Source organism: Flavobacterium ginsengiterrae (assembly GCF_039539785.1).
Taxonomy (GTDB): domain Bacteria; phylum Bacteroidota; class Bacteroidia; order Flavobacteriales; family Flavobacteriaceae; genus Flavobacterium; species Flavobacterium ginsengiterrae.
On the sequence record NZ_BAABDU010000006.1, the window covers coordinates 69,575 to 88,811 of the forward strand.

Here is a 19,237-nt window from a genome sequence, read left to right on the forward strand (position 1 = left end):
TTTATATGTATTTTTGCGCCAAATAAATACAAAATGATTGATTTAGATTACCTAGCATTTTTAGAAAATATATTAACAGAGAACAGAAAAAGTAATTTTTTAAAGGTATTAGAAAACCGTACCAAACATTTTACCGTGGCGGTAGAAGATGTTTATCAAATGCATAATACGAGTGCTGTAATGCGCAGTTGTGAGGTTTTTGGAATTCAGGAATTAAATGTAATAGAACAGCGATTTGGTAAACGAATTGATAAAGAAATTGCTTTGGGCGCTCAAAAATGGGTAGACATTAACCGCTTTGATTCGGTTTCAGGGTGTTTATCTGATTTAAAAAGCAAGGGCTACCAAATTATTGCTACAACCCCGCACGAACAGGACTGCATGCTCGAAGATTTTGATATTTCTAAACCAAGTGCTTTATTTTTTGGTACAGAAAAAGAAGGTTTATCAAAAGAAATCATGGACAATGCCGATGGTTTCTTAAAAATACCTATGGTTGGTTTTACAGAAAGTTTAAATATTTCTGTTTCCGCAGCTATTATTATTCAAAGTTTAACCAACAGACTTAGAAGATCTGATATCGACTGGAAATTGTCTGAAGAAGAAATTCTTGTAAAACGTTTAGACTGGGCAAAAAACTCTATAAAAGATATTAAACGAATAGAAGCACGTTATTATCAGGATAATCCACAAGTTTAAAATTCAAAGCTGCTAAGATTCTGAGATACTAAGCTGTTAAGATAAAACGTAGAAGCTTAGAACCTTAGAATCTTAGCACCTCAAAACTATCTTTTCTTTAAAAACAAAATAAAACCTAAAATACTGACAATCAAAATACTCATCGCTGCCAAAACAGTTGAAAGGTCACGAATGTTTTTTCCTGCCCAGTCCATAAATAAGAATTTGTGCAAAAAGGCAAATGAATAACCCTCGACTTTGTCAGAATTTTTAATTACTGCAGCCAGTCTCGATGTTGATGTTTCGATAAAATAAGTTGTTTTCTCCGGAGTGTCATATGCAAGTTTTACAACCGGAAGTCTTTTGTTTACAAAGCCATATTCTCTGCTTTCAAAATCAGTTAAAACTTTTGATTCTAAAAGTTTCACATTTTCTAAATTTACTTCTTCCTCTTCATAAGAACCCATATCTATTTCGCAGCAAGCCAGTTTTGGAGCACCGCCTGTAAAATAATAAGCTAAGAATTCAGCATATTCAAGATCAAGCCCCGGAACAATTTGATTTGTAGAAGCGTTTATGTAAACAATTTCAGAATTTGAATTGTCTTTTTTCTTCCATTTCGAATCTGACTCTGCTATTTTAAATCTCCCTTTTTTCTTCTCTGTCAACTGACAACGGTAATAAATGGTGTCGTTAAACATTATAATTCCAATATTTTGGAAACGGCTCCAGTCTAAATTTAAATCTGTATTGGCAACCTTAGCAATGTCGCTAGTTTTAAATGTCGGTTCATAAACCATTTGCGACAATGTATACGGCGACCATTTTGTAGTAGCGTGATAAGCACCGCTAAAAGCAAAAGTCAAAGTAAAAAGAGAAATCCAAATCCCAATTTGACGATGGTATTTTCTCAATCCTTTTTTGGGCTGCAAATTGTCTGTTTTTTTGAATTGTTTCCATAACAAACCATAAATCAGAATTCCGCTCAAGGCAGAAAATCCAATTATTGTCAACAAAAAAATCATCGTAATAATTCGGATGCTATTGTTCGTAATCGCATCTATAAAAGACCAGTTATGAAAAGTATCAAAAAACCAGATAAAAGCCTGTCTCGAAGTCGGATTATAAGTTGCCAGTTTGCTTGAAGAAGTTTCTACATAAATTTCCATAGCATCAGGACGGTCAAAAGTCAATTTGTAAACGGGTAGATAACGATTTACATATTTGTATTGAGAAGTAAATTCGGTAACAACTTCACTTTGTTTCACAGGACTTTTTTGATCCTCCAGGAAATAACGAGAAAGCCATTCTGCATAAATCTGATCTCCATTTTCGAGTTTTTTTGCTGTCGAAGCATCAAAATACCACAGTTCGCCAAAAATGGTTTTTAACTGGTAATACGTTTTATTATTGAAAGTAACAATTCTAAAATTTTTGAATTGTGTTAATTCATTTTGCTTTAAAACTTCCTGAATCGAAAAATGCAATTGCGATTTATCAATAACCTGATTTTCCAGTTTATCATGAGCAATTTCCGGCTTGAAAAAGTGCGCCATAAACGGATGCGTTAAACCTGATAGTGTCCAGAAAATGACAGGAATAATCGTAATTAAACCAATAACACGATGCCATTTGTACATGTGCTGTTTGATTCTTTTGATAAATTTAGAATCCTTGTTTTTAGAAGTTTTTTTATTTTTTTCTTTACTCATAGTTGTTTTTTTTAAGCCACAGATTAAAAGATTTAAAATGATTTTTTTTAATTTTTTCGTTGATTCTTTAATCTGTGTTAATCATTTTAATCTGTGGCATAATTTTATTTTTTTAATGAAAAATTATATTGAATTCCAAATACAAAAGTTCTTGGAGCAGCAGCTGTATAAGTTGGCTGTGCGCCCGCTGTGTTTGCTCTCGAAACGTTATAAGCATATAATTTATCAGTCAGGTTCATGACATTTCCGTAAATCTCAATTTTTCTCCATTGATAACCCACTCGAGCATTAAATAAATTATATCCGTCATATTTTATCGTATTGATCTGATCCTGATAATAACTGCCAACAAGCTGCCATTCGATTGAAGTTCTTAGATTTGGAAGCCAGTTTGGATAATATGTTATTTCTGAGTTTCCGGACCATTTTGGCGCAGCAGGCATTTCTTTTCCATTTAAATTCTGAACCGGATCTGCAGGCTTGTCTGAAAGTTTAAAATCGATATAAGTATGCTGTGCGTAAGTGCCGCCTAAACGGAAATTGAATTGTTTTGACGGTCTGTAAGAAGCTCCAAACTCAATTCCTTTATGACGTGTTTCTCCGGCAGAACGATAATCGGTTGAATTATCTGCAAGTTTGATGTTTAATAACTCGTTTTTTCCTTCCATGTAATAAAAAGCATAATCGAAGTTTAGTTTATTTTCTAAGAAAGAAAACCATCCGCCTACTTCATAATTGTTAAAAGTTGCAGGTTCAAGATTATAATAAAAATCAGCCGGAACGCCGGTTGTTCCTCCCGTTCCGGGTTTAGTTCTAAAAATTGAAGTAATTCCCGGAGGTGCAAATCCCTGAGAATAATTTCCGTAAAAACCGGCAAATTCAACCGGATTATAATTGGCTCCAACTTTAAAAGTCGCTTTGTCATAAACTTTACTTCCCGAAGAAAGATCCAGTGCATTATCGTAATCCACTTTCATGTTGTCATAACGGCCTCCAACTGTTAAAACTAATTTTTCAAATGGATTAAAACTTATTTGTGCATAAGCAGCAGTGTTAAAAATATCAGCCGAATAATCTGCTAATTTAGTATCCGGATGTTCAGCGATAATTTCATAAGAATCAACAGTTTGTTTTCCTGCTTCTCCCGGATTCAAATTTGCTTTTAAATCAATTACATACGACCAATAGGTTACTGGAGAATAATCATATAAAGCTCCGGCAACAATTTTTGTATTCAGGAAATCAAATTTTTGAGTATGCTGGCCAATTGCTCCGTAACTTTTAAAGTTGTTAGAATTGACCTCGCCTTTTGCTGTTGTTGGGTTTGAAGTTGGACTCCATTTAATTCCGTACGATGGATTTTGTCCCAATTTATTATCACGCAAATAAGCGGTAATGTAACTGCTTGATTTGTCATTCCAGTCATGTTCAAGAGTTAACCGCGTTCTTAAAGCATCAGATTTTCTATAAGTAAAATCAGAAGAGCTTTTGTATGTTCTGTTGTTAAAAGCTTCTTCGTTAACCGTTCCGCTCATGTCCGAATAATATTTTCCGTACATTGTGCTGCTGATCAGTCTGGTTGAAGACGAAATATTATAATCGATTCTGGCATTCAGATTATCTTTATTATAATCAGAATGCGTCATCCAGCCATTTTCCTGAAGACTTGAAATTCCTGCAATATGAAAACCAACTTTTCCAATTGTTGCGCCGCCCGCTGCCTGAAATCTTCTGTAACCATAATTATCTGCCTGAACACCAAACTTAAATTCAGGATCAACAGGCGGTTTTAATGAAATTAAATTAATTGTTCCGCCCACAGCTTCAGGTCCGTATAAAGAAGAAACTGGACCTTTTACAACTTCAATACTCTGAAGGTTAAACTGATTTATTTCTAATAATGCATTGTGATTAAAGATTCCCATGGGACGAATTGGTAATCCATCTTCCAGATATAAATAATAAGCATTAGTAGTCATTGGCTGACGAATAGACATCATGTGCTGTTCGTTTCCTAAATTAACCATTAATACACCAGGAATTTTATTAACGATTTCGTAAACTGCAGTTGCTTTTGCTTCATGAATGGTTTTTGCCGTCAGTTTGCTAATTGCAACCGGAGTTTCTTTTCGCAAAGTAGCCGTACGATTTGCGGTAACAAAAATATTTTCAAGTTCCTGAGATTTGGTTGTGTCTTGCTTTGTTTTATTTTGTGCCAAAACACATTGTCCTATGATTAATAGGACGAAGTATATTTTTTTCATTTTAATTATATAAATTTTAAAAACTAGCCGATATTCTTTAGTTTAAACCAAAGAAGTTACTTTTCAGAATTGCTGAAAAGCGGAATTAAAATTTATATGAAGGATGGAGGATGAAAAATGGAATTTGAAACAGAAACAGGTTTTCCATTCAGAGAAGCAAAAAGTTTTACTTCAGTTTCAATTGGTGTTATTAATTTAAAATCAGCCAGCGTTGTATTTAAGATATAAATGACTTCTGCTTTTTCTTTTAGATTATCCTGCATTCTTTTTTCGTTGTCGGTGTATTTTTTTAAACTTTTCTGAAGTTCACAACGACCGTTACAACTATTAAAAACCATTTTACGTTGTACACAAATGGTTTTTGAAATCTCTTCCTGATTTAATTTGAAAGAAGTATAAACAAAGAAACTGCCAAAAGAGGGAACTAATAGCATACAGGAAAGAAATATGATTAAAAATCTTTTCAAGGAATTTCGTTGTTTAATAAATTTTAAAAGGATATAATTTAAGTATACGCAGTTTTATAATTAATGTAATATTTAAATTTTCCTGTTGGAATTTTAAATAGAAATCAATTTTTCTAAAAATAATTAATGCGTAAGTTTTTTTCATTGCGTATAATGCAATGAAAATTTATTTCAATTGGAATTGAAATACAAATTATATAAAATAGGATGGAGGGTGAAAAATAGTAATAGAAACCGATATAGGTTTCTCATCCAATGAAGTGAAGACTGCTGCTTTTGATTCGACTGGAACTACTAATTTGAAGTTATTTACAACTGTATTCTGGATATAAACAATCTCAGATTTCTCTTTTAGATTGTCCTGCATTTTCTTTTCGTTGTCAGCGTATTTTTTTAAGCTCTTTTGAAGTTCGCAACGTCCGTTACAAGTGTTAAAAACTTGTTTGCGCTGCACACAGATCGTTTTTACAATTTCGTCCTGATTGATTTTAAAAGAAGCATAAACAAAGAAATTGCCAAAAGATGGCACCATAAGGATACAAGAAAGTAATATGATAAAAATCTTCTTCAAGGATGGATTTCGTTGTTTCGAATGCAAAAGTACATTTTAATCGTTTTCAAATGTATTAAATCGTACTATTTTTTTAATTTTTAACCATTACTAAAAAAAGAAACCCGACAGGTTTTTAAAACTTGTCGGGTTTGATATATGTATTTGATTCAGTTTCAGAATAAAAACTGAAATCACAAACTAAAAATTATTAATTAACCAGAACCCAAGTCCCAGCTGCTAATAAACTTTCAGCTTTTTTGTATTTCATTGTTTCTGTTTTACCAGTAGCAACTTCCTGAACTGTTACAGTATCATTACGATTGATTTTTGGCATATCTCTCACGATAGTTTCAGTTACCTGACGTTGTTGCGTTTCTCCGGCTTCACGATTGATGTTTTCGCTGTTTGGAATTTCGTCTTTACTTAACTGTAAGTTTTCTTTTTGACGAACTTCTCTTGCTTCGTGGATTTCAGGAACGTTTTGAGCTGGTAAATCACCTTTAAATAAGAATGAAATAACTTCTTTGTTAACGTTGTCTAACATTCCTCTAAACAAGTTGAAAGCTTCTAATTTGTAAATAAGCAATGGATCTTTTTGCTCGTGAACTGCTAATTGAACTGACTGTTTCAATTCGTCCATTTTACGTAAGTGTTTTTTCCAAGCTTCATCAACAATCGAAAGTGTGATGTTTTTCTCAAAATCAGCAATTAATTGAGCGCCTTCGCTATCGTAAGCTTTTTTCAAGTCAGTAACCACATTTAAAGTTTTGATTCCGTCTGTAAATGGAACTACAATTCTTTCGAAATGGTTGTTTGGCTCTTCGTAAACTCCTTTGATGATTGGGAAAGCTTCTCTAGCGCTTCTTTCTGTTTTTTCAGTGTAGAATGCTAAAGCCTCTTTATACACTTTTCCAGTGATTTCAATATCTGATAATTTCGTGAAATCAGCATCAGAAATTGGAGATGTGATTCCGAAATAACGAATTAAATCAAATTCAAATCCTTTGAAATCATTTGTTACTTTATTATTGCTTACGATTAATTCGCAAGTATCATAAAGCATGTTTGCAATATCCAGTTTTAAACGCTCTCCAAACAATGCATGACGACGACGTTTGTAAACTACTTCACGCTGTGAGTTCATAACGTCATCATATTCTAATAAACGCTTACGAACACCAAAGTTGTTTTCTTCTACTTTTTTCTGAGCACGTTCGATAGATTTAGTCATCATAGAATGCTGAATAACTTCACCTTCTTTTAATCCCATTCTGTCCATTACTTTCGCAACTCTTTCAGAACCAAATAAACGCATTAAGTTATCTTCAAGAGAAACGTAGAACTGAGAACTTCCCGGATCTCCCTGACGACCAGAACGACCGCGTAACTGTCTGTCTACACGACGAGAATCATGACGCTCTGTACCCACGATTGCTAAACCTCCTGCAGCTTTTACTTCTGGAGATAATTTAATATCGGTACCACGACCAGCCATGTTTGTTGCAATTGTTACAACTCCGGCTTTACCAGCTTCTTCAACGATTTGTGCCTCTTGCTTGTGCATTTTAGCATTCAATACATTGTGTGTGATTCCTCTCATTTTAAGCATACGGCTTAATAATTCTGAAATCTCTACAGAAGTTGTTCCAATAAGAACTGGTCTTCCAGCTTGAGATAATTCTGTAACGTCTTCGATTACGGCATTGAATTTCTCACGTGTTGTTTTGTAGATATAATCTTCTTTATCAATTCTTGCAATGCCACGGTTTGTTGGAATTTCAACAACATCTAATTTATAAATCTGCCATAACTCTCCTGCTTCTGTCACAGCTGTACCGGTCATACCAGCCAGTTTGTTGTACATTCTGAAGTAATTCTGTAATGTAACTGTTGCAAAAGTTTGAGTTGCAGCTTCGATTTTTACGTTTTCTTTAGCCTCGATCGCTTGGTGAAGACCGTCAGAGTAACGACGTCCGTCCATGATACGACCAGTTTGCTCATCGACAATCATAATTTTGTTGTCCATGATAACGTACTCTACATCTTTTTCGAATAAAGCGTAAGCTTTTAAAAGCTGAGTAAGAGTGTGGATACGTTCGCTTTTTACACCAAAATCCTGAAATAATCTTTCTTTGGCTTCAGCTTCAGCATCTTTGTCTAATTTTTGTTTTTCAATCGCAGCGATTTCTGTTCCAATGTCTGGTAAAACGAAGAAATCAGCATCAGTATCACCAGAAAGGTATTTAATACCGTTATCTGTTAATTCAACCTGATTGTTTTTTTCTTCAATCACGAAATACAAAGCTTCATCCACTTTGTGCATTTCACGATTGTTGTCCTGCATATATTGATTTTCAGTTTTTTGAAGTAATTGTTTAATTCCTTCTTCACTTAAAAATTTAATTAATGCTTTATTTTTAGGTAAACTTCTGTAAGCTCTTAATAATTGGAAACCTCCATCTTTAGTGTTACCTTCTTTGATTAATCTTTTAGCTTCTGCTAAGAAACCATTCGCTAACTGACGCTGTTGTGCAACTAAGTTTTCGATTTTTGGCTTCAATTCATTAAATTCATGACGATCTCCCTGAGGAACTGGTCCAGAAATAATAAGCGGTGTTCTTGCATCATCAATTAATACAGAATCGACCTCGTCGACAATGGCAAAATTGTGTTTTCTTTGAACTAAATCACTAGGTGAGTGCGCCATGTTATCTCTTAAGTAGTCAAAACCAAACTCGTTGTTAGTTCCGTAAGTGATATCAGCATCGTAAGCTTTTTTTCTAGCTTCAGTACTTGGCTGATGGTTATCGATACAGTCTACAGATAAACCGTGGAATTCAAATAAAGGTGCTTTCCATGTACTGTCACGTTTTGCTAAGTAGTCATTCACCGTTACTAAGTGAACTCCGTTTCCTGTCAAAGCGTTTAAGTAAAGAGGAAGGGTAGCAACTAAAGTTTTACCTTCACCGGTTTGCATTTCGGCAACTTTACCTTCGTGTAGTACCATACCACCAATTAACTGAACATCGTAGTGAATCATGTCCCAAGTGATGTCTTTTCCTGCAGCATTCCATTTGTTAGCCCAAACTGCTTTTTCACCTTCAATTTGAATATATGGTTTTGTTGCAGAGAATTCGCGGTCTTTTGCAGTTGCGCTTACTTCAATATGAGCATTTTCTTTGAAGCGGCGAGCTGTTTCTTTTACAACAGAAAAAGCTTCCGGAAGAATTTCCAATAAAGTTTTCTCAGAGATTTCATAAGCTTCTTTTTCAAGAGCATCTATTGCATCATAAATATCTTCTCTTTTATCGATGTCTTCAATTTTTTCGACGTCGGCTTTAAGAGAAGCGATTTTAGCATCTTTATCTGCTCTTGCTTCTTTAATTCTTTCTTTAAAATATACGGTTCTTGCTCTTAATTCGTCGTGAGACAAACTCATTAAGCTCGTTTCGAAAGTTTTAATTTTGTTTAGGTAAGGCTGCAGGGCTTTTACGTCTTTTTGAGACTTATCGCCTACAAATACCTTAATGATGCTGTTTATGAAACTCATAATTATTGTATTTCTTTATTATATAATGTGTATTTGAACCAAAAAAAAAGTCTCTGTGATGAGACTTTTTCCTTTGGTTTATTTTTTAATATTCATCCTCATTCCAAAGATAATCTTCGTCTGTTGGATAATCAGGCCAAATTTCTTCCATTGATTCATATATCTCCCCTTCATCTTCGATTGACTGAAGGTTCTCTACTACTTCTAATGGAGCACCAGCTCTAATAGCGTAGTCAATAAGTTCGTCTTTGTTAGCAGGCCATGGCGCATCACTTAAATAAGATGCTAATTCTAATGTCCAATACATCTGTTATCTGTTTAGTTTGTGCAAAAATAAATTTTTTACTGAAAAAGACAAGTAAATTTTGATTTATTTTAATAAAATTTAAGAACGTCTCTTGTTAAATTCCAAAAATGAATTAAAAATTCTAATATTTAAATTCCAAATTCCAGCAATACAGCGGGAAATCGCATTAATTCAAATTTTAAATTCATTTACATAATTCGAAAGAATTTAATTTTTTTTCTTTGGAATTTGGGATTTCAAAAAATTGGAATTTAAAGAAAAATTTATTTCCTCGGAATCCACTTTACCTCCTCCGCTTTTAGGTCTGAGGACAACTTTCGTGCCAAGACAAAAAGGTAGTCAGAAAGTCGGTTTAAATACATAATTGCGATTTCCGGAACGTGTTCATTATGGCTTAAATGTACCGCTAATCGTTCGGCACGACGGCATACACAGCGCGCAATGTGACAATATGACACGGTTTGATGACCGCCTGGCAAAACAAAGTGCGTCATTTGCGGAAGACTTTCTTCCATTTTGTCTATTTCGTTTTCAAGCAATTCGATATCAGAATCGATAATTCCGAGGTTTTTTAAGCGTAGTTCGCCGTTTTTTAAAACTTCTTTTTCCTGAGGAGTTGCCAAAATGGCGCCTACTGTAAAAAGGCGATCCTGAATTTCTATTAAAATGGTTTTATAATGTGAATCCATTTCCTGATCGCGGATTAATCCAATGTGTGAATTAAGTTCATCAACAGTTCCGTAACTATCAATGCGAATATGATCTTTAGGAACACGTGTGCCTCCAAAAAGAGCCGTTGTTCCTTTATCACCTGTTTTGGTATATACTTTCATTTTTTTTAAGGTACTAAGTTGCTAAGATGCAAAGGGACTAAGGTTTTTTCTTTCTGAAATTAATTCGAAGAATTAATTTCAGAAAATCTAAAATCTAAAATCTAAAATCTAAAATCTAAAATCTAAAATCTAAAATCTAAAATCTAAAATCTAAAATCTAAAATCTAAAATCTAAAATCTAAAATCTAAAATCTAAAATCTAAAATCTAAAATCTAAAATTATTTACTTGTGTCGCTTTCAATTAAGCCGTCGCGTAAACGAATTATACGATGTGCATACGCTGCAATATCTTCTTCATGGGTTACCAGAATTACAGTGTTGCCTTGTGCATGAATATCGCCAAAAAGCTTCATGATTTCTACAGAAGTTTTACTGTCTAAGTTTCCTGTTGGTTCATCGGCCAAAATAATAGATGGTTTGTTTACCAATGCACGGGCAATGGCCACACGCTGACGCTGACCTCCTGATAACTGATTGGGCTGGTGATCCATTCTGTCGGCAAGATTTACCTGTTTTAAAACCTCAGTCGCTCTGGCATTTCTGTCGGATTTAGAATATCCGGCATAAATCATAGGTAATGCAACATTGTCTAATGCAGTTGTTCTTGGCAGCAAATTAAAAGTTTGAAAAACGAAACCAATTTCGGTATTTCTAATTCCGGCTAATTCGTCGTCTTTCATCTGGCTTACATCTTTTCCATTCAAAACATATCTTCCGGAAGTTGGCGTATCAAGACAGCCTAATAAATTCATTAAAGTTGATTTTCCAGACCCTGACGGCCCCATTAAAGCGACATATTCACCTTTGTTGATTTCTAAATTTATTCCTTTTAAAACATATACGGTTTCATTACCAAGTATAAAATTTCGTCGTATGTCTGTTATTTTAATTAATGGATCTGCCATTTTATTTTACAATTTTGGAATTAAAAGTACAAAACACTTTTCAATAAAAATGATAAGTAGTTTAGAATTGGATTTTGTTACAAAAGCTTTTTTATAGATGTATATTAAAATGGATACGTTTTTTATACCAGAAATGGTTATATGATTTTGAATTAATCTTGCATAATTGTCATTATTTTATGAGTTTTATAATTTTAAAATGTTTTTAATTTTAAAAACGTGATAATAATGTAATTTGTTCGAATAGGTATTTGGTAAATTTGATTAATCAATTAATTAAAACAATCAAGATTATGAAAAATATTAAAATAGCTGCGGCAGTTACACTACTAGTATTAGGTTTAACATCGTGTAAAGATGAAAAACAAGAAAAAGCTCAAAAAACAATCGACTCTTATGTAGCCTACGTCGATTCTGTAAAAAATGTATCTGCAGAAAATTTAAAAGCAGACTGGAAAGCGGTTGATGCTGAGTATGATAGAAGATCTCAGGAAGCCCAAACTGCATTAGCAGATCTTAAAGATAATTCGGCAGCAACAGAAAAAGTAAATGCCAGTAAAATTAAATATGAAGAATTTAAAAATGAGATGACCACCGTTTTTGCCCCTCCGGCGCCAAGTCCAAAACAACAATTAAGAGATGCTTTGTTTGGTGCAGGAAAAATTGGTGATGATATGAATTTTAGCTGGGTAAATGCTCAAAATATTCATAGTGTTTATCAGCAGTTCGTTCACACTGTAGAAAATAATAAGGATAAATATTCCAGAGAAGACTGGGATGAAGTTAAGCTGATGTATGAAGCTCTTGACAGCCGTAAAAATACAGTTGAAAAAGAAGGACTTACAGCAGAAGATAATAGAAAAATTGCAGGTTTAAAAGTGAAATTTGCGCCAATGTACACCGTTAACAGAATGGGTGCTAAATCTGAAGAGAATAAAGACGCTAAAAAATAGAATTTTAAACTGCGTTTGAAATAAAAAAGACGATCATTTTTGATCGTCTTTTTTTTATGTGTGAATGGTAAGATATTCTCATAAAATTTTAATATTAAAAATAATGTCAAAATCAAACGTTCCTACGGAACGTAAACCTTAATTAATATAATTTTTCTACCGACGAAATGTTCCTATGGAACAAAAAAAGTGTAAAGTTGATTTCTTAAATTTTAATAGCATTCCGTTGGGAATGTTTGACGGATGCAATTATTAAAAACGATATCAATAATCCAACGTTCCTACGGAACGTAAACCTCTAATGTCAATACGATTTTCTACCAACGAAATGTTCCTATGGAACAAAACAATATATAAATTGAAAAGAACTGTTTTAACCTTGTTTTATACTCGAATTGTAAAATGTTCCTTTTCCTGTTCGTATCTAAAAAATACAAAACCCCATTGAAAAGTATCAATTGTAACTTTAACCTTTGGATGATTTTTTATAATCTCCCAAGCTTCTTCCATTTCCGGTGACCAATGAATATCATCAAAAATCCAGACAGAATCATTATTAATGGTTGAAAGCAATGTTTCAAAATACGTTAAAGTTGCTTTTTTTGAATGATTTCCATCAAAATATATTAAATCGAAAACAGTAGAGTTTAAGTTTTCAGAAATTAAGAAAGATTCAAATTCAGAAATTATACTTTCAACATTTTTGCAGTCAAATTTGTTTAATTGATTTTTGGCTGTGCCTCCAGTTTGCGGACAGCCTTCAATTGTAATTACGTTTGCATTTGTATTTCCTAGTGCTAGGGCAGAAGTAGCCAAACCTAATGAAGTTCCAATTTCCAGAATATTTTTTGGCTTAAAATATTGCGTTACGCGAAATAGTAGTTCGGCACGTTTTGGTGAAATTCCAGCCGTTTGGGCTATTTTTGAAATTTGTCTTTTATTTGATTTAAAGACTTTTGAACCCGCACCGAAATCTGTTACTTCAATAAAATTTTTGTTTTCAAGAAGTGACTTTCTGTAATTTTTCAGGATTTGATATTCTGGTTTAGGCTTTTTATCGTAAAAACATTTCGTTAGTAGATTAAAAACAAATGGTGAGTGAACACCGTGTTCGTTTGTAGAATTCCAAAGAAAATTTAAATACGATTTGATTTGAAAAAACATGCTGACTTATTACGGATAATCTTAATTAACAGAAACTAATTTTATATCAAATATAAGCACAGATCCGCCTGGAACAGCTTTGACACCCTTGCTTCCGTATCCTAAATGTGCAGGAACGAAAAGCATGCCTTCTCCTCCTGGTTTAAAAAATGGAATTCCTTCTTTCCAGCCTGGTATAAGATTTTTTAAAGCAAACGAAACTCCTTCTTGATTTTCGTCAAAAACTTTACCATTGGTAAAATATCCTTTATAAATAACTGTAACTGTAGAATCAATTGTTGGATGATCGCCTTCACCCTCTTTTGTAATTATATAGTGTAAACCAGATTCTGTTCTTTGCGCTGTTAAATTATTTTGTGCCAGATAATCGACAATTTCTTTCTCATTCTGCGCAGTAAAATCTTTTACTTCATCTTTGTCTCCAGAGCAGGAAATAAAAAGTGTAATGGCTATAACTAGTAAGGCGTAAATAATGTTTTTCATTTTTTATATTTTTAAAATGACTTCTATATTTTGTTTCACAGAGATTCTCAAAGAAAAAAACGCAAAGATTGACAAAAAATTTCAAGCTGGTTTTTGGCGACTTTGAGACTAAAAACTGAGACTAAAAACTTAAAAAAAAGATTACCCTTCAATCTTAGCAGAAAGCTCAAACCAGCGTTCTTCTTTTGTGTCAATTTTGTTAATTATATTTTGAAGCTCATTTGCTTTCTTTTCAATATCGGCATCGGCTACTTTTCCGTCAGAGAATAGTTGTTCGATTTTTGCTTTTTCTATTTCTAAATCTTTAATTTCTCGTTCGATTTTTTGATATTCTTTTTGCTCGTTAAAACTAAGATTTCCAGTTGGATTGTTTTGTTTCCAATCTTTTTTTTCTGCTTTGTTTTCTTCTTTTTGAGTAACATCAGCACTATCTTCATAAGCGCGGAAATCAGAATAGTTTCCAGGGAAATTTTCGATTTCGCCTTCTCCTCTAAAAACAAACAAATGATCAACAATTTTATCCATAAAGTAGCGATCGTGCGATACCACTAATAAACATCCCGGATAATCTAAAAGAAAACTTTCGAGAACGTTAAGTGTTACAATATCTAAATCGTTTGTTGGCTCATCTAGAATTAAAAAGTTTGGGTTTTGAATTAAAACTGTACATAAATACAAACGTTTTAATTCGCCTCCGCTTAATTTTTCGACATAATCGTATTGTTTTTTGGCATCAAAAAGAAAGCGCTCTAATAATTGCGAGGCTGAAATGATTTTCCCTTTTGTAAGCGGAATATATTCTCCATATTCTTTAATGATGTCAATAACACGCTGTCCCGGTTTTGGATTAATTCCTGATTGTGTGTAATAACCCACTTTTATGGTATCTCCTTTTACAACGCGGCCACTATCCGGCGGAATTGTTCCTGTTAAAAGATTTAAGAAAGTTGATTTTCCGGTTCCGTTTTTACCAATAATCCCAATTCTTTCGCCACGCTGAAAATCAAAACTAAAGTTGTCCAGAATAACTTTGTCTTTAAATTTTTTAGAAAGTTTATGAAGCTCAATAATTTTGCTTCCCATTCTTTCCATATTAATTTCAAGCTCGACTTTATTTTCTTTACGTCGGCTTTGTGCTTTTTCCTTAATAATGTAAAAATCGTCCTGACGTGATTTAGATTTGGTTGTTCGCGCTTTTGGCTGGCGGCGCATCCATTCTAATTCTTTTACAAATAAGTTTTTAGCTTTGTCAATGCTCGCATTTTCAGAAGTAATTCTTTCTTCTTTTTTCTGTAAATAATACGAATAATTCCCTTTGTATTGATATAATTTTCCGTTGTCTAATTCGATGATTTCGTTGCACACACGTTCAAGAAAGAAACGGTCGTGAGTTACCATGAACAACGTTATGTTTTCTTTAGCGAAGTAACTTTCAAGCCATTCAATCATTTCAAGATCTAAATGGTTGGTTGGCTCATCCAAAATCAATAAATCCGGACGATTGATAAGAATTATCGCTAATGAAAGACGTTTTTTCTGTCCTCCAGAAAGATTTTTTACTTTTAGTTTAAAATCTTCCAGTTTTAATTTAAAGAGAATTTGCTTGTACTGCGTTTCAAAATCCCATGCGTTATGCTGATCCATAGCGTCAAAAGCTTTTTGATACGCTTCTTCATCAGCAGGATTTTCTAAAGCTTTTTCGTAGGCTTCAATTACTTTAAGTGTTTCATTATCTGAAGCAAAAATACTTTCTTCAATTGTAAGTTCGTCCTGAAGATTGTTGTCCTGCGAAAGAAATGCCATTCTAATGCCTTTTCGTAAAACAACTTGTCCGGTGTCTGGTTCTTCTAAACCATTAATAATACTCATTATGGTTGTTTTACCAGAGCCGTTTTTGGCAATAAAAGCGATTTTTTGATCTTTATTGATTCCAAAAGAAATGTTGTCAAAAAGGACTCTTTCGCCAAATGACTTCGATATATTTTCTACAGATAAGTAATTCACTTTGTAATTATATGTTATAAATTATGAGTTATGAATGTTTTGTAAACATAACTTTTTTTGCAAAAGTAACGCATATCTTCCGATTTACGAATTATTTATGGAGATACAAATCCAGCACAGAGTTTAAGTCTAAATAATGAATTTGCTGCGGATTATTTAAAATCGGTTTTCGAACCAATGATTCATTGGTAATAAAATAATGAATGCCGTCTTTTGTCGTAATTCCTTCTATTTGGTGAAACGGAAGTTTTAAATCAATTTTTCGTTTATTCCCGGATAAAAAATCATGGTTTTTAAAATCATATAAAAGATAAAGAAATGTTTTTCCGGTTTTTGAATAACCACATAACGAGATTAATTTTTTCTTTTCTAAATATACCGCGCCTGTAACTAAGCCATCTGTGGCTAAAGTATTTTTGAACTGCGCAATTTTATTTCCTGATTTGTTGGGCAGAACATAAACATTGGTTTTAGATGATTTCCATTGTTTGCTGAACAAATAAATACTGTCTTTAGAAACAATAAAAGCTTCGCAGTCAAAATTTGTAGTGTTTGGTTTTTGCGCCAATAAATCAGTTTGGTCAGAATAGCTGAAAGAAATTTTTTCAATAACGGGATTTTCTTCTAAAAACGATTTTTTTTCGATTTTTAAGATATTTAAATCCGTTCGGTTTCCTTTTGCATTGTTTCCAAAATCACCAATATACAAGTACAAACTATCTTGCGAAATTTCTTCCCAGTCGTGGTTTATAACATTTTTTAGAACAATTTTCTTTTTTATTTTCCCTAAAGAATCTAAACCATAAATCGTGGTGTCGTGATCATCATTATGTGTCCAAAGCAAATTATCGAAAGCAGTTAAACCCGAAGTTTCTTTTACAGAATCACTAAGCTTTGCAGAATATTCTGGTTTTAGTTTTAGATTTCTATAAATGCAGCTTCCGTTATTTTCTGCTGCATCTGGATTATAATTTTTAGAAAGCGGATCTGTACAGCCTGAAATCTGTGCCTGAACGGAAAAGAATGAAAGAAGAAAAAAGAATAGAATCCGCGGCATTTTGAATTTTAAATTTTGGTTAAGATAAAAGTAAATTTTTAAACATTAGACAAAAAAATAAGATTATTAATATAATTAAAATGTTATTTTGCAGCTGCAAGTTTAAGTTAAACTGAGTTTCCCCCCAAATATGAAAATTTTAGAAGAACTATCCCGTTTTAGAATGTCCCGATATTTCAAACTTTTGTTTGTATGCTGGGATATTATTTTACTGAATACAGCGATAGTGCTTTCTGCGCTGGCCAGATTTGGAAGTTTGGATGAACTTTTAATAAAAGAAGAACGAACAGTTTCTGTTGTTGCCAATTTAATTTGGATAGGATTATTGCTTAATAAAGATTCGTATCGAATGATTCGTATTGAACGAATCGAATCTATTTTAGGGAGAACTATCAGAAAACTGGTTATTCATGCCTCTCTGATTTCAATTTTTGTAGTTTATTTAAAATTCTCAGACATTTCGAGACTTAGACTGTTGTATTTTTATTTGTTCTTTTTTGTTATTTTGTTGATTTCCCGTTACATATCGATGAAAGTTCTAAAAGAAATCAGAGCAAAAGGATATAATTTCAGGAAAATTATTATCGTTGGCGCAAATGAAACCGGCGAAAGAATGCGAAAAATACTGGCTAAGGATCTTACTTACGGCTATAAATTTTTAGGTTTTTTTGATGAAAAAGCAGATTCTGTATTTTCAGATCAGTTAATTGGCGGTTTTGATGAAATTCAGGATTTTATCGTAGAAAAAGGAGTCGACGAAATGTATGTCGCCCTGCATATTGATGATATTGCTGTAATCAATAAGCTTGTAAAAATCTGCGAACAAAATATGGTAAGAATTAAGTTTGTTCCTGATTTTCAGTTATATACTAAATCAAGTAAAGTTGAAATTACATTTTACGAAAATACGCCGGTTTTAATGCTGCGCCGTGAACCTTTAGAGTTTGTAACCAATAAATTAGTTAAAAAAGCATTTGATGTTTGTTTTTCGGCTTTAGTAATTCTGCTCATATTTCCGTGGTTATTTCCCATTGTAATGCTTATAATAAAGCTAGAATCGCCGGGGCCGATTTTCTTTAGACAGAAACGTTCCGGACGAGATAACCGACCTTTTGTTTGTTTAAAATTCAGAAGTATGTATGTTAACGATCTTGCACATGATAAACAAGCAGGAAAAGGAGACAACCGTGTAACGAAATTTGGAGCTTTTATTCGAAAAACCAGTATTGACGAACTGCCGCAGTTTTTTAATGTATTTTGGGGCGATATGTCGGTTGTTGGTCCAAGACCCCACATGATTAATCTTGCAAAAGAATACAGTGAATTGATTAATAATTACTTAGTTCGTCAGTTTGCAAAACCCGGAATCACAGGCTGGGCGCAGGTAAATGGTTACCGCGGCGAAACAAAAGAACTGTCTGATATGGAGAACAGAGTTGAATATGATATTTGGTATATCGAAAATTGGAGTTTACTACTCGATATTAAAATCATCGTAAGAACGATCATAAACGTTGTTAAAGGCGAAGAAAATGCCTATTAGAATTTAAAAAACGCATTATTTGCAATAACTTCTTTTAAACTCGCAGCAGAATCTGATTTGATTTTTTGATGCAAGGCTTCAATATGCTGACTGTGATGTACATCTGTTCCTGTAAAATCATACATTCCTTTTTTTAATAAAAGCTCTGCGGTTTTAGCAATTTCACTTCCGTAATATCCAACTACAGCCAGTAAATTAAGCTGAAATAAGCAGCCTGATTTTTTCAGCTTTTCATATTCTCCAAAATTTTTATGAAAATAAGTATATCTTTCCGGATGTGCCAAAACAGGAATATAACCTGCAAGCTGAATATCAAAAATAGTTTTATATAAGTTTAAAGGCGCGCTTAAATACGATATTTCAACTAAAATATAATTGTCTTTTAAGGTTAAGAGCTTTTCTGTTTTTATGTGATTCTCAAACCAATCGTCCATAAAATATTCAGCAGCTGCTTTAAATGGAATACTAATGTTTTCATCTTTTAATAAGTCTGCAGTTTCTTTTTGATTGCTCAAAATATCCTGCTCAGAATTGTTCCATACATAATGATTAATATGCGGAGTGGTAACAAATTGAGAAATTCCCAATTCCTGAAAAGCCTTTACCAGTTTTGTAGTCTTTTTAATGGTGTTGGCGCCGTCGTCAATTCCCGGAAGCAAATGCGAATGAATATCAACATAATGTCCCGCTAAAAGATCTTTTAAAAATGGTTTTGATTTAAAAAATGCTAACATGCGGCAAAAGTAAAGAATTGATCTTGTTT

16 protein-coding genes are annotated in these 19,237 nt (G+C 33.1%); 3 read left to right on the plus strand and 13 right to left on the minus strand.

The window, feature by feature from the left end:
• Positions 1 to 33: 33 nt before the first annotated feature.
• A complete protein-coding gene (locus ABD859_RS16485) occupies positions 34 to 699 on the plus strand; it encodes a TrmH family RNA methyltransferase (RefSeq protein ID WP_345145690.1) in 666 nt (221 codons plus the stop codon).
• A gap of 86 nt (positions 700 to 785) precedes the next feature.
• Here ABD859_RS16485 and ABD859_RS16490 read toward each other — a convergent pair whose 3' ends face one another.
• The 8 genes from ABD859_RS16490 to ABD859_RS16525 all read right to left on the minus strand — a co-directional run bounded on the left by ABD859_RS16490 (position 786) and on the right by ABD859_RS16525 (position 11,270).
• The gene (locus ABD859_RS16490; RefSeq protein ID WP_345145691.1) at positions 786 to 2,390 is read right to left on the minus strand and encodes a PepSY domain-containing protein; all 1,605 of its coding nucleotides are present in this window, start codon (positions 2,388 to 2,390) and stop codon (positions 786 to 788) included.
• A 104-nt stretch (positions 2,391 to 2,494) separates the two neighbouring features.
• Positions 2,495 to 4,654 (minus strand): TonB-dependent receptor, encoded by a 2,160-nt coding sequence (locus ABD859_RS16495; RefSeq protein WP_345145692.1) that lies wholly within the window; start codon positions 4,652 to 4,654, stop codon positions 2,495 to 2,497.
• 92 nt (positions 4,655 to 4,746) lie between these two features.
• Complete coding sequence (locus ABD859_RS16500) at positions 4,747 to 5,088, minus strand: hypothetical protein (protein ID WP_345145693.1); 342 nt, start codon at positions 5,086 to 5,088, stop codon at positions 4,747 to 4,749.
• Between the two features lie 226 nt (positions 5,089 to 5,314).
• The gene (locus ABD859_RS16505) at positions 5,315 to 5,692 is read right to left on the minus strand and encodes a hypothetical protein (RefSeq protein WP_345145694.1); all 378 of its coding nucleotides are present in this window, start codon (positions 5,690 to 5,692) and stop codon (positions 5,315 to 5,317) included.
• A gap of 190 nt (positions 5,693 to 5,882) precedes the next feature.
• Positions 5,883 to 9,224 carry a preprotein translocase subunit SecA gene (secA, locus tag ABD859_RS16510; protein ID WP_345145695.1) on the minus strand — a complete coding sequence of 1,114 codons (3,342 nt, stop codon included), beginning with the start codon at positions 9,222 to 9,224 and terminating at the stop codon, positions 5,883 to 5,885.
• Between the two features lie 85 nt (positions 9,225 to 9,309).
• Positions 9,310 to 9,531: a DUF2795 domain-containing protein gene (locus ABD859_RS16515; RefSeq protein WP_007138072.1), complete on the minus strand. Its 222-nt coding sequence runs from the start codon at positions 9,529 to 9,531 to the stop codon at positions 9,310 to 9,312.
• Between the two features lie 263 nt (positions 9,532 to 9,794).
• Positions 9,795 to 10,364 carry a cob(I)yrinic acid a,c-diamide adenosyltransferase gene (locus tag ABD859_RS16520; protein ID WP_345145696.1) on the minus strand — a complete coding sequence of 190 codons (570 nt, stop codon included), beginning with the start codon at positions 10,362 to 10,364 and terminating at the stop codon, positions 9,795 to 9,797.
• Between the two features lie 219 nt (positions 10,365 to 10,583).
• The gene (locus tag ABD859_RS16525; protein WP_345145697.1) at positions 10,584 to 11,270 is read right to left on the minus strand and encodes an ABC transporter ATP-binding protein; all 687 of its coding nucleotides are present in this window, start codon (positions 11,268 to 11,270) and stop codon (positions 10,584 to 10,586) included.
• A 293-nt stretch (positions 11,271 to 11,563) separates the two neighbouring features.
• Here ABD859_RS16525 and ABD859_RS16530 point away from each other — a divergent pair, with 293 nt between their 5' ends.
• Positions 11,564 to 12,223, plus strand: coding sequence for a DUF6565 domain-containing protein (locus ABD859_RS16530; protein ID WP_345145698.1), 660 nt, complete (start codon positions 11,564 to 11,566; stop codon positions 12,221 to 12,223).
• 384 nt (positions 12,224 to 12,607) lie between these two features.
• On the opposite strand, the gene ABD859_RS16535 is transcribed toward ABD859_RS16530, so the two are convergent.
• The 4 genes from ABD859_RS16535 to ABD859_RS16550 form a co-directional block, all read right to left on the minus strand.
• Positions 12,608 to 13,387 carry an O-methyltransferase gene (locus ABD859_RS16535; RefSeq protein WP_345145699.1) on the minus strand — a complete coding sequence of 260 codons (780 nt, stop codon included), beginning with the start codon at positions 13,385 to 13,387 and terminating at the stop codon, positions 12,608 to 12,610.
• A 21-nt stretch (positions 13,388 to 13,408) separates the two neighbouring features.
• Positions 13,409 to 13,870 carry an FKBP-type peptidyl-prolyl cis-trans isomerase gene (locus tag ABD859_RS16540; protein ID WP_345145700.1) on the minus strand — a complete coding sequence of 154 codons (462 nt, stop codon included), beginning with the start codon at positions 13,868 to 13,870 and terminating at the stop codon, positions 13,409 to 13,411.
• A gap of 141 nt (positions 13,871 to 14,011) precedes the next feature.
• Positions 14,012 to 15,874 carry an ABC-F family ATP-binding cassette domain-containing protein gene (locus ABD859_RS16545; protein ID WP_345145701.1) on the minus strand — a complete coding sequence of 621 codons (1,863 nt, stop codon included), beginning with the start codon at positions 15,872 to 15,874 and terminating at the stop codon, positions 14,012 to 14,014.
• Between the two features lie 91 nt (positions 15,875 to 15,965).
• On the minus strand, positions 15,966 to 16,931 hold the full coding sequence (locus tag ABD859_RS16550) for a T9SS C-terminal target domain-containing protein (protein ID WP_345145702.1): 966 nt from the start codon (positions 16,929 to 16,931) through the stop codon (positions 15,966 to 15,968).
• Between the two features lie 130 nt (positions 16,932 to 17,061).
• On the opposite strand from ABD859_RS16550, the gene ABD859_RS16555 reads away from it, so the two are divergent.
• On the plus strand, positions 17,062 to 18,474 hold the full coding sequence (locus ABD859_RS16555) for an undecaprenyl-phosphate glucose phosphotransferase (RefSeq protein ID WP_345145703.1): 1,413 nt from the start codon (positions 17,062 to 17,064) through the stop codon (positions 18,472 to 18,474).
• Here the strand turns inward: ABD859_RS16555 and ABD859_RS16560 are convergent.
• Positions 18,471 to 19,208 (minus strand): tyrosine-protein phosphatase, encoded by a 738-nt coding sequence (locus ABD859_RS16560; protein ID WP_345145704.1) that lies wholly within the window; start codon positions 19,206 to 19,208, stop codon positions 18,471 to 18,473. The genes ABD859_RS16555 and ABD859_RS16560 overlap by 4 nt on opposite strands.
• Positions 19,209 to 19,237: the final 29 nt, after the last annotated feature.

Excerpts from the sequence above, each read along its gene's own strand:
- ABD859_RS16485 (WP_345145690.1), top strand. The coding sequence starts at position 34 with ATGATTGATTTAGATTACCTAGCATTTTTAGAAAATATATTAACAGAG.
- ABD859_RS16490 (WP_345145691.1), bottom strand. The coding sequence starts at position 2,390 with ATGAGTAAAGAAAAAAATAAAAAAACTTCTAAAAACAAGGATTCTAAA.
- ABD859_RS16540 (WP_345145700.1), bottom strand. The coding sequence starts at position 13,870 with ATGAAAAACATTATTTACGCCTTACTAGTTATAGCCATTACACTTTTT.
- secA (WP_345145695.1), bottom strand. The coding sequence starts at position 9,224 with ATGAGTTTCATAAACAGCATCATTAAGGTATTTGTAGGCGATAAGTCT.
- ABD859_RS16555 (WP_345145703.1), top strand. The coding sequence starts at position 17,062 with ATGAAAATTTTAGAAGAACTATCCCGTTTTAGAATGTCCCGATATTTC.
- ABD859_RS16525 (WP_345145697.1), bottom strand. The coding sequence starts at position 11,270 with ATGGCAGATCCATTAATTAAAATAACAGACATACGACGAAATTTTATA.
- ABD859_RS16530 (WP_345145698.1), top strand. The coding sequence starts at position 11,564 with ATGAAAAATATTAAAATAGCTGCGGCAGTTACACTACTAGTATTAGGT.
- ABD859_RS16500 (WP_345145693.1), bottom strand. The coding sequence starts at position 5,088 with ATGCTATTAGTTCCCTCTTTTGGCAGTTTCTTTGTTTATACTTCTTTC.
- ABD859_RS16520 (WP_345145696.1), bottom strand. The coding sequence starts at position 10,364 with ATGAAAGTATATACCAAAACAGGTGATAAAGGAACAACGGCTCTTTTT.
- ABD859_RS16560 (WP_345145704.1), bottom strand. The coding sequence starts at position 19,208 with ATGTTAGCATTTTTTAAATCAAAACCATTTTTAAAAGATCTTTTAGCG.
- ABD859_RS16495 (WP_345145692.1), bottom strand. The coding sequence starts at position 4,654 with ATGAAAAAAATATACTTCGTCCTATTAATCATAGGACAATGTGTTTTG.
- ABD859_RS16515 (WP_007138072.1), bottom strand. The coding sequence starts at position 9,531 with ATGTATTGGACATTAGAATTAGCATCTTATTTAAGTGATGCGCCATGG.
- ABD859_RS16535 (WP_345145699.1), bottom strand. The coding sequence starts at position 13,387 with ATGTTTTTTCAAATCAAATCGTATTTAAATTTTCTTTGGAATTCTACA.
- ABD859_RS16550 (WP_345145702.1), bottom strand. The coding sequence starts at position 16,931 with ATGCCGCGGATTCTATTCTTTTTTCTTCTTTCATTCTTTTCCGTTCAG.